Here is a 14781-nt window from a genome sequence, read left to right as displayed (position 1 = left end):
CAATCCGAAGGATTATATTTTCTTTACCATTAAATCGGTTGTTTGTCCTATAAAGGCACCCTCTGTGGGGCATAATTATCTACCTCTATAAATCCTGCCTTGCTATAAACATGTTTCGCTCGAGGATTATTCTTATCGGGATCAATAAAAAAAGTATCCGCCAGAGGATCAACAGATTTGTTATAAAAACTGACAAATTCAATTAACGTTGGTGCAGCGAGGCCTTGGCCTAAATATTTTATATTTCCTATACCAAAATCAAGACCAATGGTATGACCTGAGGGTGACAAATTACTTCTATGAACATCGGATAACTTTTGATCTGCTTGTAAATATCCGAGAGAACAAAGCAAAACGGTATATTATCAACTAAGCCAATCCAATACTCTGTTGTACCATAGAAATACTGTTGTTTTCTGCCACGAATAAAATTTAATAAGCAGCCCTCATTAAATATCCAGTGCAAATCATAGAAATAATGTACCTTTGGCACACGTTTTAATAAATTGAAGTGTAAATAATGATAAGGATATCCTTAACTGAATCTGAGTGCTCCGAATTGCAGCGCCTTCGCCTTATGAAAAATACGAATATTGGTGGACGAGCTCACTATGTTCTTCTGTGTGCGGGTGGTAAATCGGCTCCAGAGATAGCACGCTACCTGGACAGAAACATCATTACGATCACCAGCAGGAATGTATTCGATTGTTGTCCCAATTGAATTCTTATTGCCCCAAGCCATTTGCCATGGACGTTCATCAAATGCAATTTTTAATTTTTCATAGTTCTTTATTTGCGGATCTATGGGCTCATAATCGGTTGTCGAATTACAATAAAGGACATCTTTATACAGGTAGTATCGCACGCACTGATTATCATTTTCCGGAGTGACCTTAACCAAATTGTTTATAGAAAAAGGAGCGCCTATGGCTATAGAGCTTATTATAGCGAGAGTCCAAAGAAATAGAATCTGTCTGACCATTTGATACAGGACGATTTTTATTCAGGTACGTGTATAAAGAATAGCTTATAAATATGAAATAGTTAAAATGAATAAGTTTCTAAATATTCATAAAATGGCATTTAGCTGTTAGATATAATGAACTAGCGAATTTTGCTCTTGAGAAACTTGAGGTCAGGGTATTTTAAAATTTGGCTCATTGGTTGACTAGATTTGGAGTTTTACAGAATGAAAACCTGTATTCAGAGAAGTAGACCTCCCCTGATTGTAGGAGAGGTCGAAAAAACTTAACTGATATCACTCATAGTAGATACGGCATGATATCCTGCATCAACATGTACTACTTCGCCGGTAATTCCTGACGCTAATTTAGAGCATAAAAATGCTGCAGTATTGCCAACTTCCTCAATTGTAACGTTTCTGTGGAGCGGGGTAATATTAGCATAGGCATTTTGAATTTTCCGGAAATCTTTAATTCCAGCCGCAGCAAGTGTTTTGATTGGTCCTGCAGATATAGCATTAATTCGAATGCCTTTAGAACCTAGGCTTGAAGCTAAATAACGTACAGAAGCTTCAAGGCTTGCCTTGGCAACACCCATAACATTATAGTTAGGTACTGCTTTTTCGGCGCCATAGTAACTTAGGGTTAACAGAGAACCTTCAGTACCTTCCATCATAGGTAAAGCAGCTTGCGCCAGACCTATTAGACTGTATGCACTGATATCATGAGCAATTCTAAAGCCTTCACGAGTGCAAGATTCTACAAAATCTCCACTAATTTGATCAGCTGGAGCATAAGCTACTGAATGAATTAAGATATCCAAGTGATCCCAATGCTTGCGGAGATTTGAAAAAAGGGCTTTGATTTCCTCATCATGAGCCACATCACAAGGAAAGGTCAGTGATGAATTGAATTCAGCTGCCATTGTTTCCACACGGTCTTGTAAACGTTCATTTTGATAAGTAAACGCTAATTCGGCTCCTTGCTCATGAAATGCTTTGGCAATACCATAAGCAATAGATCTATTGCTAGCCAGCCCGATAATGAGTGCTTTTTTACCCGCTAAAAATCCCACCATTCTCTCCTCAATTAATTAACATGAGTCCGGTACAAAAGGCATTTTAATGTCTTTTATATCGCTAAACGAATGTTATCCCATAAAATGTTAGCATTTATACGGGATCCAGTTTAAATAATTAAATTCGATATGAAAAATAAACTTATATTTTCATATTGAACGCTCATTGATTAGTATGCAATGCTAACAATTCACGCATCTTAGCCTGAATCATTTCAATAGCAATCCTGTTTTCTCCTCCGCGAGGAACAATAATGTCTGCATAGCGACTGGATGGTTCAATAAACTGCAAGTACATGGGGCGTACTGTTGTTTCATATTGATGAACTACTGATTCAAAGGTTCTATGTCGTTCAACCACATCTCTTTTTAAACGTCGGGTTAAACACACATCGAGCGGAGTGGACATAAAAATTCGGATATCCATTATTTCGCGTAACTCTTTATCGCTAAAGAGTAAAATACCTTCAAGGATAATAATGGCATGTTGTCCCACTGTTCTGGTTTCAGGCAAACGCATGTGCTTGGAGTGAGAATAAATTGGAATTTCAACTGGTCTACCATCTCTTAATTGTCGTAAATGTTCGCAAAGCAAAGTATGATCAAAAGAGTCAGGGTGATCGTAGTTTATTTTTTCTCTTTCAGGGAAAGGCAAATGGCCATTATCTTTATAGTAGGCATCTTCAGAAATAACTACTACTTGTTCCGAGCCAAGTTCATTAACGATCGTATTCGCTAAAAGACTTTTACCTGATGCAGAAGGGCCTGAAATCCCAATAATTATCGCTTGTTTGTTCATGATGATATCGTTAGAAATTTCGTGCAAATACTAAAGGTTTTTTGCGTTAAATTCAATCTTTAAATTAGGATTTACTTATAATAGCCCTGGTTTATAGAGCGATAAAATCCATAAATTCTATAATATAAGTTTAGCTGATTTCTATAGTTAAAATTTAGCCCTGGGTGTAGTGATGTAGATCCAGGGCTATATTTTTAATTAAAAGCAGATACTACTTCCTGTAAGGGGTGTCCGGTAGCTGCAGATGGATTTCTTATCATCAGTACCGCAGATAAAGTAGGGGCAATGTCCGTGGTGTAAGTCGAACGAAATATACGTTGCGCTTTAAAATCCGGATGGACAAATAGTAAAGGGACATAACTGTCATATTGCCAAGGACTGCCATGAGCAACGCGATCTTTACCTTTAGTACCATATGATTGATTTGGGGGTTGAATGAGGTAAAGATCTCCAGACCGATCTGGAAAATACATTTTATTAACTTTAGCGGTAAGCCAATCTTGTTCAATATCTCTAATTGGCAATGCATATGCTTTGAATATTCCTGGTTGCAGGGTTAACGCACGCGCAAGATAACGTTGTACCTCATTCAGTTCTATTTTATGTTTATCTATTATCTTATGATTTAGATAGATATACGGCGGGGTAATCGACATTAGTGTTTGTTCTGGAAGCGCGTACCGCTCTTTTAATGTGGCACGAATGTATTGTTCCATTTGCGGGATATTAATGGGATTAATTTCATCCATATGATGCGCTTTGAGATAGGTTGGTCCATCATTTACACCATGATCTGCAGTAAGTACTATAAGCGTGTTGTTGAGTCCTACTTGTTTGTCAATAACTGCAAAAAGATGTGCCAGAGTTTTGTCTAATTCTAACAAATTATCTTCTGATTCAAGGCTATTGGGGCCAAATTGATGGCCAATCGCATCAACGCCAGAGAAGCTAATACCCAAATAATCAGTTTTTCCAGAAGATTGTCCTAATCGCTCTTCAGTTAAAAGTCGTTCTGCAAAATCTGCGGTTAATTGATCTGCTTTAGGTGTTCGAGACAATGATTTAAAGTATTCGGGGCTAGGAGCTTGAGTTATATGATGTGGAAAGGTTTGACCAAAAAGCTCATCCTCATGATGGAAAACAGGGGAATTAGCATTTATATATTCAGATTTAGAACGGCTAAGATACCAATCGTAGTCTTGTGGATGATAATTTTTATTCCAATTATTAACCCATTGAGGGTATTGGCTATAGTAGTAAGTACTGGTAATAAAACCACCATTGGTTGTGTCAAACCAATACGCTTTACCCGTATGGCCCGCAAGAGTTATTGCCGAACGATCTTTTAAAGAAACACCAAAAACACGTCCTTTTTGGGAGAGTACGACTTCATCGCTTAACGTTGAGACATATAAATTCCTAGGCGAGCGTCCTGGAATAACAATACGTGTATGAGGTGTTTGCAATATATTAGTTTTTAAATCTTCCATGCAATAGACCATTTGCCGTGATTTTCGGTCATACCATTCGTTATTAACAACGCCGTGTAGGGCTGGAAAACTGCCCGTTGCAACAGTAGCATGTCCTGCACACGTAGTTGTATTGGCATGTGGGTGATGCGTATTATGATAATCAATGGCATGATTTAATAAATAATTAAATCCTCCATTCCCAAATTGTTGCTGATGTTGAAAGATTAAATCACCACGCAATTGATCGATTACCAGTTGCACAATCAATTTGGGTTGATGAATTTGCGCATATGTGTTGAGACAATTTAGAAAAAGAAAAATGGAACAGAGGTATTTTTTCATAGCTTATCCTGATGCGGAATAAAAGAGGTAAATTAATCAACAGGGCATAAAAATGCAATCAAAAAGGTAAATTTAAAGATTTTATCCATTTTAAAATGTCTTCAACATTGGGCGGAGGTGCGGAGAGAAGAATTTATTTCATGAGTACATAATCGAACTTATATACTCTATGTTATTGACTTTTATAGATTAAAAATTAATTAAGGAGTAAAAGGAAATTACATGACTGGCTTTATGAATTAGTTTAAACTTCGCGTTGGAGTAAATTTTACTAATCCCGATTCATGGAGTTTAAGGAGAACAGAAATGGGTTTTCAGTATGTCGAATATGCTAAATTGGCAAAATACATTAGGGAGAGTATTGCAACTGAATTAAAAAGTCATAGCTTGGATGAAAAAGACATACCTAAGTCATTAAGGCTTCTTTCCATTAGCCATCCTGAACGAGCTATTCAGTGTAAATACTTACGTGCGATTCTCAGCTGTCTTGAACAATCCGACATTAAAGATGATAAAACACGTGTACTTAATGCAGCAGCATTCTATATTCGTGCTCAAATTCATAAAAGTTATCAAGGAACTGTAACTCCATATTTTTTGGCTCCCGAAAACAGTACTCTATATAATGCATTAACAACATCCCTCAATCTTACTCTGGACAATTTCCCAGACTCTAAAGATTTGATTGATATGTATGATGCTTTGAGTAATTTTATGCATGCACAAGTGTATATAGACTCAGATCCAAGAAAAGGTTATCTCCCCCCCAGTAAACAGCCTTTTTCAAGTAAAAAAATTAAGGATTATAAAGTAGAAAAAGTGCTGCAAGATTTGGTAAAAAAAGTAGCGGACTACAGGGCTAAAGAGATTGATCAGACAAAGGAACAACAGTTGGTAAAAGACTCTGATATAAAAAATCGTGCAAGAATGTTTTCAGATAAGACCCCACCTGAGTTGGGTGCTCCTAATAGTAAAGACTCTATGGAGCCTATCAGCAAAACTCTTTTTGCCAATGGCAGCCTTTAATCGGTATTGGTTTACTAAGAGTAACCAGGTGCAGTGAAGTGGGGCCTTATTTTTCGGAACTCCTTCGCTGCATCAAACTAGGATAAGTTCTCGAATTATAATTGTGGCTCTGATATTTTCTTTTGGTGTTCTATGGGGTAACCCGACATAGCCCAATCAATAATACCACCATCTACTGAATACACTTCTTGATATCCTAAATCTATTAAGGATTGTGCGGCAAATAAAGATCGAACACCCCCTTTGCAGTGTAAATAAATGGGTTGATTTTTATTAGGAAATTGATCTGCAATAGAAGATGTAATGAGATCTTTAGGGATGTGGATTGCCCTAGCAATATGGAATTCTTGCCATTCTTCCAATTCTCTAACATCAATTAAACAAAGATTGGGATCGTTCTCCATCATTTTTTTTAGTTGATGTACATCAATTGTTTTAATATTAGGGTTGGTCATAACGAATCTCTCTTATTGTGGGTCTCGTGATTGTGGAGTGGTGGAGTAGCCAATAAATTGTTGCCGTGAAAACACCTCCTATCAATGTCGCGAATGCCCAGGTAGCAGCAGAAACTAAGACTGGTTTTTGCCCCGTTCGATTCATATTTCCTGCATCGTGGGCTACCGCACCAGCAAAAATCAAATGTAAAATACCATTGATAATCATCATGATATATAAAAAAGTTTGTATTTGTGTGGAAAATTGTTGTATTAGCTCATTGATCATGAATAGGGTTCCTTTAGTTGTTAATCAATGTTAGTTGGACTTTTTAAACCAAACAAAACTCATTTTTTAGTAGTATCATGAAATTAATAGATTTTGTCAGGCATAAAAATCGAACTTGCAATATAATAACAGAAAATTAATAAGATCTTTTATTTCTGTGTTAACCCCGGTAACATCATCGAAAAAAATAGAAAGAGAGAAAGAATGAATACACATGAAATCCCTGTTCCTCATTTGACTACAGCACACTCTGGGCCATTGTTTCATGTGGAAAAAATTGTTTTAAATCAAATAGCAGCAATTGAGACGTGGTTTAGGCACCAATGGAAAGAAACTCCTCCTCCTTTAACTTCATCGGTTGACTTGAGGCATGCAGGATTCAAATTGGCGCCTGTAGATACTAATCTATTCCCAGCTGGGTTTAACAATTTGAATCCGGAATTCCTTCCCCTGTGTATTCAGGCAGCACAGTCTGTTTTAGTTGACTATGTTCCAGATTGCACACGTATCTTATTGATTCCAGAAAGTCATACACGCAATAAGTTTTATTTAAAAAGTCTTAATGTATTACGAACTATTTTTATAAAAGCGGGCTTTGTCGTTCGCATTGGTAGTTTGGACCCTGAGATTAAAGAACCTACGGAAGTTGTCCTTGAGGGGGGCGATACGCTCCTGTTAGAACCTATACAGCGTGAGGGTGACCGCGTTGGTCTGGCTAATTTTAATCCATGTTTTCTTATGCTGAATAATGACTTGTCTCAGGGTATTCCTGAAATTTTACAAGGAATAAAACAAAAGATAAGACCTACAGCACAATTAGGTTGGTCTTCGCGCTTGAAATCAAGTCATTTTAATTTTTATGAAGAAGTTGCGATGGAGTTTTCCGAATTAGTAGGGATGGATTCATGGTTAATCAATCCTTATTTTAGTGCTTTAGAAGGTCTGGATTTTATGGCCCAGGAAGGTATCGACAGATTAGCCATCGAAGTTGAGAAAATTCTCACTTTAATGAACGATAAATACGCAACCTACGGAATAAAAGAGAAACCATTTGTTGTAATTAAGGCCGATAATGGCACTTATGGCATGAGCGTAATGATGGTGCATGATGCAGAAGACGTACATAAATTAAATAGAAAACAACGTACAAGAATGTCGACCAGCAAAGGTGGTCGAAAAGTGGATAGGGTAATTATCCAAGAGGGTGTATATACTTTTGAAACCATGCCAAACGGTTCTGTCGCCGAGCCAGTAGTGTATATGATTGGTCAATTTGTGGTTGGTGGATTTTACCGGGTTCATCAAGAACGTGGTATTGATGAAAATCTGAATGCTCCAGGAATGCATTTTGAACCTTTAGCTTTTGCTCAGGCGTGTAACATGCCTTGTGATGATTTAACCGAGGTAGATGAATCCAATCGTTTTTATGTATATGGGGTTATTGCCCGCTTAGCAGCTCTTGCTGCAGCAAGAGAAATTGCAGCTATTGGAGGTGAATAATGAAACTGGCTGTGTTGCTGGACCCTTTAAATCAATTAAAACCATATAAAGACACGTCTCTGGCTATGATCAAGAAAGCTCAAGAAATGGGTTGGTCTTGTGTTGTTTTTACCCAAGAAGATTTGTTTTGTAAGGAAGGACGGGCCTTCGCACAGGTTTCTGATTTAAGTATCGGTGATTTGAACAGCAAAGATTGGGCTACGATTAAAGATTCATATGAAAAACCTTTAGGTGAGTTTGATATCATCCTGATGCGCAAAGATCCTCCTTTTAATACAGAATACATTTACACTACATATTGTCTGGAACTTGCAGAACGTGAAGGAGTTCTTGTAGCCAACAAACCCCAAAGCTTGCGTGATGCGAATGAGAAGTTTTTTACTTTAAATTTTCCTCAGTGTTGCCCAACTACACTGGTTTCGCGAAATATTAAACGGTTGAAATCATTTTGGGAGGAACACAAACAGGTTATTTTTAAACCGCTGGAAGGAATGGGTGGTAACTCTGTATTCCATGTGGAGGAGCAAGGAAAAAATTTAGCGGTTATTTTAGAGGTCCTAACAAAAAATCAAACGCAAACGATTATCGCCCAACGTTATATTGATGAAATAAAAACCACTGGTGATAAACGCATTTTATTAATTAATGGCGAACCTGTTCCTTATGCATTGGCACGTATTCCTGCACAAGGAGACTTACGAGGTAATTTAGCTGCAGGTGCACGCGGTGAAGTAGTGCCTATTACAGCTAGAGACCGCTGGATTTGCGAACAAGTAGCCCCCACTCTCAAGGCTAAAGGTTTGTATTTTGTTGGGATTGATGTGATTGGTGATTATTTAACAGAAATTAATGTTACAAGTCCAACCTGTTTACGAGAAATAGAAGCAGAAACAAAACTTGATATCGCAGGTGATTTTTTACGTTGCCTTGAGAAGATATGTCGTGCTTAATAAAAAAACCCTTTTAAAGTAGCCTGGGCGAAGGCCAGGCTACAAAGTATTCAAGTACCAATATTATTCATCTACATAATCATTACCAACTTCTACAGCCGCTTCCTGATCGGCTTTTTTATCATCAACATAAAGAGATCCAGTATCTTGATCAGCACCTGTGATGAGATGATTGCGATATTGTAAATACGCATCTCTCATAAAGGCATATTTATCCAAAGCCTCGTCCATTATTTGCTCAGTATCTAACAGTTGTGAGCGTAAATCCACTGTACGTAGAGCTAATAAACTGTAGACTACTGCATCATTATTAATGTAAACATAGGGGCTATATAGCGCAAATTGGAATAACCATCCTGCTCCGTCTCGAAGAGTACTTGGACCTAATAAGGGAAGCATTAGGTATGGCGAATTTTTATCGCCCCATTTAGCTAAAGTAAGACCTAAATCATTTGAATGAGGAGGTAAGCCAAAGGTTTTGGCTACATCAAACAAGCCACCCACACCTAAGGAAGAGTTTATAATGAATCGCCATGAGTCACGAATTGCCCATTTTCCATCAGCCTGAAGAAGATCATTTCCTACGGATGGAATAAGATCCAGGTTGTTGTAAAAGTTATTTATACTCTTACGAACAGGAGCAGGTAAAACAGCCCGATATGCTTTTGCTGTAGGCTTCAAAATTGCATTGTCTAAGGCTGTATTAAACTTATATACTTTGCGGTTAAAGGGTTCAAAAGGATCGGCGGGGTTAGTTCCCTTACAAGCACATCCAGTTAAAGCAAGACCACCGGTAAAACTAATGATGATTGAAAGTAATCGCATGATTTTTTTTATTATTTGACTTAATAAACGATGTTACACGAGTTTGATGTTCTTGCAAACAATCATAGTGATACGTACAGTCGTTGATGTTTTGATTAAAATGTATTTTTGATCCAGAGGTAAGCCCAGAGCAACAGGATATATACAAGACCGAAAGGTCTAATGCTATTTATTAGAATTTTAGCAAAAAAGTCACTGGCCCATCATTGCATAAATGAACTTGCATGTCGGCACCAAAACATCCACTTTGTATATGAGGATATAACTGAGCCGCCCGTGTCAAGAGATTGTCAAATAATTGGCGACCCAGTTCAGGTGGTGCTGCATTTGAAAAACTGGGACGCAAGCCTTTTTGGGTTTCGGCCATTAAAGTAAATTGAGGTACTAATAATAAACCACCTTGAACATCTTTAAGGCTTAAATTCATTTTACCTTGGCTGTCGCTAAAAATACGATAATTGATGCACTTCTCTAACATTTTATTGATGTTATGGTCTGTATCATCGGGTTCAAATCCACAGAGTACCAAAAGCCCCTGATCTATTTTTCCAACTGTTTCGCCATCAATATCTACACGGGCATGTGCTACTCTTTGGATTACAATCAACATGCATCAAGTCCTTGTTTGGAAATTTCTTTACTTGCATAAATTAGAGCGTCAATGATACCTGATTCTCTATCTGAATGACCTGCATCTCGAACTATTCTTAAATTGGATGCCGATATTGCTTGATGCAATTCAAATGCACCAGCCAGGGGCGAAATTAAGTCAAAGCGACCATGTACGATGTATGTTGGGATATGTCGTATTTTATGAACATTGTTCATTACCTGATTTTCTTCAATGAAAAAGTGATTATTGATGTAATGAGATTCTAGAGTTGCAAGAGCCAGAGCAAAATGAGGATCGCTGAATTGATCAATGACATATAAATGAGGATGTAAACTGCTGCAACGAGCTTCCCACAATGCCCATGATTTTGCCGCACTCATGCGCGCGAGTTCATTGGGTCCTTGCAAGCAATTGGCATAATATTGGGGTATTTTATCCAGCATGGTTTCAGGGACACTGCTAATAAATTCTTGCCAGTAATCAGGATAAACCAGATTGGCACCATGCTTATAGAACCAGTCAAAATCTTGCTGTCTTCCCAAAAAAATTTGATGCAGTTGTAGTGCTTTAATCTGTTGCGGAAATTTTTGAGCGTAAAGTAAAGCAAGTAACGAACCCCATCCACCTCCAGACAATACAAATTCGGATAGTGCTAAAAAATCTCTGATGGCATCGATGTCATCTAATAACAAACTGGTCGTATTTTCACGAACTTCCAGGTGAGGGGTAGAGCGCCCACAGCCGCGTTGATCAAAAAGTATGATTCGATAATGTTGAGGATCAAAAAAACGTCTGAGGTAACCATCTCCGGAAGAAGCACCAGGGCCTGGATGTAACACAATAACAGGCAATCCATCAGGATTTCCTGTTTCTTCAATATAAAGTGTATGCAGTGCACTGACTTTTAATTCATGTTGCGCATAAGGTTTAATTGATGGATAGAGTGAGTGCATTTTAGTCCTTTAGGAATTTTTGTTTTGCCATATTGTAATATTTTGCGCTGGGAATCGTTTGAAAGCAATATGTATACGCGTTAGCGTAAAAAAACAAGATTATAATTATAATTAGTATAGCTTCTATTTTCTTTCCCTTGCCGGATAGTAGGATCTATTAATAGAATACACCATCGATTTTTTCCTGGAATTTATTTATGACTCTTGCTGCAATTCTTAAAGGACTGAATGAGCGACAACGCGAAGCAGTTACTTCACCGCTTGGTAATACGCTGGTCCTTGCTGGGGCAGGCAGTGGTAAAACGAAAGTTTTGGTTAGTCGCATTGCATGGCTTATTGAGGAGGAGCATCTTTCACCGCATGGAATTTTGGCCGTAACGTTTACTAATAAAGCCGCTGGCGAAATGAGAGCGCGCCTAAATAATATGTTGAGTACCCCTGTATTGGGATTATGGGTAGGTACCTTTCATGGGTTGTGCCATCGCTTGCTCCGTCGACATTATCAAGAAGCACATTTGCCCGAGCTGTTTCATATTTTAGATTCCGAAGATCAAGCGCGCCTGATTAAACGCGTGATTGCCTCATTAAATCTTGATTCAGAACAATGGCCAGTGAAACAGGCTCAGTCGTTCATTAATGGGCGCAAAGATGAAGGACTACGACCCCAGCACGTCCATACTTTGTCTTATGGGCCTGGTAAAACGTTACTCAATATTTATAATGCATATGAACAAGCCTGCCAGACCGCGGGAGTAATCGATTTTGCGGAATTGTTATTGCGGACCCATGAGTTATTACGTGATAATCCGGAAATTCTTAATCATTACCGTCAACGTTTTCAAGCCATATTGGTGGATGAGTTCCAGGATACTAATACGATTCAATATGCATGGATACGCCTTCTTGCTGGTGAACATACTGCTGTTTTGGCGGTCGGAGATGATGACCAATCGATTTATGGTTGGCGAGGAGCTAAAGTCGAGAATATTCAGCAATTTTCTCAAGATTTTAAAAACACACAAATTATTCGTTTGGAGCAAAATTATCGTTCAACAGCAACAATACTCGATGCTGCCAATGCTTTAATTACACATAATAATTCACGGATGGGAAAAGACTTATGGACGAATGGCGCAACTGGAGAAAAAATTATAATCTACAGTGCCTTTAATGAGCTGGAAGAAGCACGCTTTGTCTGTGAACGTATTATGATGGAAATTAATCAAGGCGTAAGTGCTGATGAAATTGCTATTTTATATCGTTCGAATGCTCAATCCAGGGTTTTAGAGGAAGCATTATTACGTGCTGGAATTGCTTATCGTATTTATGGTGGATTACGTTTCTTTGATCGAGCAGAAGTGAAAGATGCTTTAGCTTATTTGCGTTTATTGGTGAACCCGGATGATGATAATGCGTTTGAGCGTATCGTTAATTTTCCAACTCGGGGAATTGGTGAAAAAACGCTAGATGATTTGCGTCATTACGCCAAATCGGAACAATGTTCTTTATGGCATGCTGCTAAAACATTATTGCAATCAGGTGAAATGGCTCAACGGGCAGGATCTTCATTGGCAAAATTCATTCAATTAATTGAACAATTGCAACAAGATACCGCAGCAATGGAATTGGACGAACAGTTATCTATAGTAATTCAGCAGAGTGGATTGTATGCTCATTTTAGTAAAATCAAAGGGGACAAATCGGAGTCTCGTCTAGATAACTTACAAGAATTAATCAATGCGGCAAAGCAATTTCGTTATGAGCAAGAAGAGGAGGAAGAAATTCCTCTGGTGAATGCATTCCTGGCACATGCTTCTTTGGAGGCCGGAGAGATGCAAGCTGAAGAACACGAGCGTTACGTCCATTTGATGACCTTACATGCTGCTAAAGGCCTTGAATTTCCCATCGTATTTTTAGTAGGAATGGAAGAGGGGGTGTTCCCAGGGAAACAGTCTTTGGATGAGCCAGGACGTTTGGAGGAAGAGCGTCGGCTATGTTATGTGGGGATGACGCGTGCCATGCGCAAACTGATTATGTCATATGCTGAAATACGAAGACAATATGGGCGAGAAGAGTATCATCGGCCTTCACGATTTTTAAGGGAATTACCCCAAGAATTAATTGATGAGATTCGTATTAAAGCGAAATTTCAAGCCCCCGTTATTACGCGAAATAAACCTTCTGTGGTGCCAGAAACCTCAGGGTTGTCTTTGGGACAAAGTGTGACTCATGCAAAATTTGGTCAAGGTATCGTATTAGCAGTTGAGGGTAGTGGGGCACATACTCGTGTCCAGGTGAAGTTTAGTGAGCACGGTGTTAAATGGCTTGTTTTAGCTTATGCTAATTTAGCTGTAGCGATGTGATTAATTCTAAAATTCCTGGGTTCCGCAGAGTGTACCCAGGCTACAATAAATCTTATGATTTGGGTCACAAAAATTAATGCTAACTAAGGGTACTTGATTGCGCTCAAATGAACTGATTTTATGGCACCGAAATGCAGTGTGTGCGAAGCATGTAAGTATCGGAGTGCATAAAATCAGTTCATTTGAGCTCGAGATAGTAGAATTGTAAACGGGCCCTATTGAATTTTCCTCAAGCGGATGCTAGGGTGCCGGTTGGAAAGTTGTTGGTATTATGTAAACTATTAAATAAGGGGAACTGTGTGAAATTTACAAATTTATTAACAGTAGGAGCGCTGACAGCATCTTTAGTATCACCTGCAGTTATGGCAGCAGATACCAATAATACAACTCCTATGTCTGATACACAAAAAAAGGAAATTGAAAAAGTAGTGCATGACTATTTAGTAACTAATCCAGAAGTACTTTTGGAAGCTTCTCAAGCGTTACAACAAAAACAACAGCAAAATATGCAACAACAAGCTCAATCTGCAATTAAAGAAAATACTGAGCAATTGTTTCAAGGTAAGACTACAGTTGTAGGTAATCCAAAAGGTAATGTAACCATAGTAGAATTTTTTGACTACCAATGTATTCATTGCAAAAAAATGTCACCAATCATTGATAGTTTGGTTAAAAAAGACAGTGACTTGCGAGTTATTTATAAAGAATTCCCAATTTTTGGTAAGAGCTCTGAATTAGCTTCTAGAGCTGCTTTAGCTGCTGGTATGCAAGGTAAATATCAAGCAATGCATAATGCATTGATTTCTATTGATAAGCGTTTAAACGATCAAATCGTTATGGCTACTGCTAAGTCTTTAGGTTTGGATATGAAGAAATTAAAGACTGATATGCAAAGTAAAGAAGTTACTGCAGCTTTGGATGCAAACCGTGAATTAGCAGAAAAGCTACACTTGATGGGAACTCCTGCATTTATCATTGCTTCAACTCCAAATGGTCAATTTAAACCAGGTTCTGAACCCTCATTTATACCTGGTGCTGCCAGTGAAGAGTCGCTGCAAGAGTTAATTAAGAAAGCAGCAGGTAATTCGTAAATAATTGCAGTTAAATACAAAAATAGCCTGGGTGAAGCAAAGCGGAGCCCGGGTTTTGCAGGGTACAAATTTCCAGGGTTCCGC

The 14781-nt window shown here is 38.3% G+C and carries 15 protein-coding genes; 5 read left to right on the top strand and 10 right to left on the bottom strand.

Annotation, left to right across the window (positions count from 1 at the left end):
- Window positions 1-47: 47 nt before the first annotated feature.
- From ELY20_RS04185 to ELY20_RS04165, 5 genes are all read right to left on the bottom strand, one after another.
- The gene (locus ELY20_RS04185; RefSeq protein ID WP_110141566.1) at window positions 48-290 is read right to left on the bottom strand and encodes a GNAT family N-acetyltransferase; all 243 of its coding nucleotides are present in this window, start codon (window positions 288-290) and stop codon (window positions 48-50) included.
- Between the two features lie 245 nt (window positions 291-535).
- Window positions 536-865, bottom strand: coding sequence for a hypothetical protein (locus ELY20_RS16850; protein ID WP_199739184.1), 330 nt, complete (start codon window positions 863-865; stop codon window positions 536-538).
- Between the two features lie 383 nt (window positions 866-1248).
- Window positions 1249-2040: an enoyl-ACP reductase FabI gene (locus ELY20_RS04175; protein WP_110141445.1), complete on the bottom strand. Its 792-nt coding sequence runs from the start codon at window positions 2038-2040 to the stop codon at window positions 1249-1251.
- A 163-nt stretch (window positions 2041-2203) separates the two neighbouring features.
- The gene (udk, locus tag ELY20_RS04170) at window positions 2204-2839 is read right to left on the bottom strand and encodes a uridine kinase (protein WP_110141446.1); all 636 of its coding nucleotides are present in this window, start codon (window positions 2837-2839) and stop codon (window positions 2204-2206) included.
- Between the two features lie 194 nt (window positions 2840-3033).
- Window positions 3034-4653 (bottom strand): alkaline phosphatase family protein, encoded by a 1620-nt coding sequence (locus tag ELY20_RS04165; RefSeq protein WP_110141447.1) that lies wholly within the window; start codon window positions 4651-4653, stop codon window positions 3034-3036.
- A gap of 306 nt (window positions 4654-4959) precedes the next feature.
- On the opposite strand from ELY20_RS04165, the gene ELY20_RS04160 reads away from it, so the two are divergent.
- The gene (locus ELY20_RS04160; protein ID WP_110141448.1) at window positions 4960-5679 is read left to right on the top strand and encodes a hypothetical protein; all 720 of its coding nucleotides are present in this window, start codon (window positions 4960-4962) and stop codon (window positions 5677-5679) included.
- Window positions 5680-5774: 95 nt separating this feature from the next.
- Here the strand turns inward: ELY20_RS04160 and ELY20_RS04155 are convergent, their stop codons facing one another.
- Window positions 5775-6134: a rhodanese-like domain-containing protein gene (locus ELY20_RS04155; RefSeq protein ID WP_110141449.1), complete on the bottom strand. Its 360-nt coding sequence runs from the start codon at window positions 6132-6134 to the stop codon at window positions 5775-5777.
- Entirely contained in the window at window positions 6121-6402 is a 282-nt protein-coding gene (locus tag ELY20_RS04150) for a hypothetical protein (protein ID WP_058467828.1), read from the bottom strand. The genes ELY20_RS04155 and ELY20_RS04150 overlap by 14 nt, the downstream gene beginning before the upstream one ends.
- Window positions 6403-6606: 204 nt before the next feature.
- Here ELY20_RS04150 and gshA point away from each other — a divergent pair, with 204 nt between their 5' ends.
- Both gshA and gshB read left to right on the top strand, forming a co-directional pair.
- The gene (gshA, locus tag ELY20_RS04145; protein ID WP_110141450.1) at window positions 6607-7902 is read left to right on the top strand and encodes a glutamate--cysteine ligase; all 1296 of its coding nucleotides are present in this window, start codon (window positions 6607-6609) and stop codon (window positions 7900-7902) included.
- Window positions 7902-8852, top strand: a complete 951-nt coding sequence (gene gshB, locus ELY20_RS04140) for a glutathione synthase (RefSeq protein ID WP_110141451.1) — start codon at window positions 7902-7904, stop codon at window positions 8850-8852. Before gshA ends, gshB begins: the two co-directional genes overlap by 1 nt.
- Before the next feature lie 63 nt (window positions 8853-8915).
- On the opposite strand, the gene ELY20_RS04135 is transcribed toward gshB, so the two are convergent.
- The 3 genes from ELY20_RS04135 to pip form a co-directional block, all read right to left on the bottom strand.
- Window positions 8916-9677: an MlaA family lipoprotein gene (locus ELY20_RS04135; protein ID WP_110141452.1), complete on the bottom strand. Its 762-nt coding sequence runs from the start codon at window positions 9675-9677 to the stop codon at window positions 8916-8918.
- 172 nt (window positions 9678-9849) lie between these two features.
- Entirely contained in the window at window positions 9850-10287 is a 438-nt protein-coding gene (gene dtd, locus ELY20_RS04130; RefSeq protein ID WP_110141453.1) for a D-aminoacyl-tRNA deacylase, read from the bottom strand.
- The gene (gene pip, locus ELY20_RS04125) at window positions 10281-11243 is read right to left on the bottom strand and encodes a prolyl aminopeptidase (protein WP_110141454.1); all 963 of its coding nucleotides are present in this window, start codon (window positions 11241-11243) and stop codon (window positions 10281-10283) included. The genes dtd and pip overlap by 7 nt, the downstream gene beginning before the upstream one ends.
- A 197-nt stretch (window positions 11244-11440) precedes the next feature.
- Here pip and uvrD point away from each other — a divergent pair, with 197 nt between their 5' ends.
- Complete coding sequence (gene uvrD / locus ELY20_RS04120) at window positions 11441-13606, top strand: DNA helicase II (RefSeq protein ID WP_110141455.1); 2166 nt, start codon at window positions 11441-11443, stop codon at window positions 13604-13606.
- A gap of 299 nt (window positions 13607-13905) precedes the next feature.
- Window positions 13906-14697, top strand: a complete 792-nt coding sequence (locus ELY20_RS04115) for a DsbA family protein (RefSeq protein WP_110141456.1) — start codon at window positions 13906-13908, stop codon at window positions 14695-14697.
- Window positions 14698-14781: the final 84 nt, after the last annotated feature.

The organism is Legionella qingyii, from assembly GCF_003990155.1.
GTDB lineage: Bacteria > Pseudomonadota > Gammaproteobacteria > Legionellales > Legionellaceae > Legionella > Legionella qingyii.
The sequence above is the reverse complement of the archived record's forward strand: the minus strand, read 5'-3'. Positions and strand labels throughout refer to the sequence as shown.

Coding starts and splice junctions, on each gene's coding strand:
- gshB (WP_110141451.1), top strand. CDS start 7,902: ATGAAACTGGCTGTGTTGCTGGACCCTTTAAATCAATTAAAACCATAT.
- ELY20_RS04150 (WP_058467828.1), bottom strand. CDS start 6,402: ATGATCAATGAGCTAATACAACAATTTTCCACACAAATACAAACTTTT.
- udk (WP_110141446.1), bottom strand. CDS start 2,839: ATGAACAAACAAGCGATAATTATTGGGATTTCAGGCCCTTCTGCATCA.
- ELY20_RS04160 (WP_110141448.1), top strand. CDS start 4,960: ATGGGTTTTCAGTATGTCGAATATGCTAAATTGGCAAAATACATTAGG.
- ELY20_RS04155 (WP_110141449.1), bottom strand. CDS start 6,134: ATGACCAACCCTAATATTAAAACAATTGATGTACATCAACTAAAAAAA.
- uvrD (WP_110141455.1), top strand. CDS start 11,441: ATGACTCTTGCTGCAATTCTTAAAGGACTGAATGAGCGACAACGCGAA.
- ELY20_RS04165 (WP_110141447.1), bottom strand. CDS start 4,653: ATGAAAAAATACCTCTGTTCCATTTTTCTTTTTCTAAATTGTCTCAAC.
- pip (WP_110141454.1), bottom strand. CDS start 11,243: ATGCACTCACTCTATCCATCAATTAAACCTTATGCGCAACATGAATTA.
- ELY20_RS04135 (WP_110141452.1), bottom strand. CDS start 9,677: ATGCGATTACTTTCAATCATCATTAGTTTTACCGGTGGTCTTGCTTTA.
- ELY20_RS04175 (WP_110141445.1), bottom strand. CDS start 2,040: ATGGTGGGATTTTTAGCGGGTAAAAAAGCACTCATTATCGGGCTGGCT.
- dtd (WP_110141453.1), bottom strand. CDS start 10,287: ATGTTGATTGTAATCCAAAGAGTAGCACATGCCCGTGTAGATATTGAT.
- gshA (WP_110141450.1), top strand. CDS start 6,607: ATGAATACACATGAAATCCCTGTTCCTCATTTGACTACAGCACACTCT.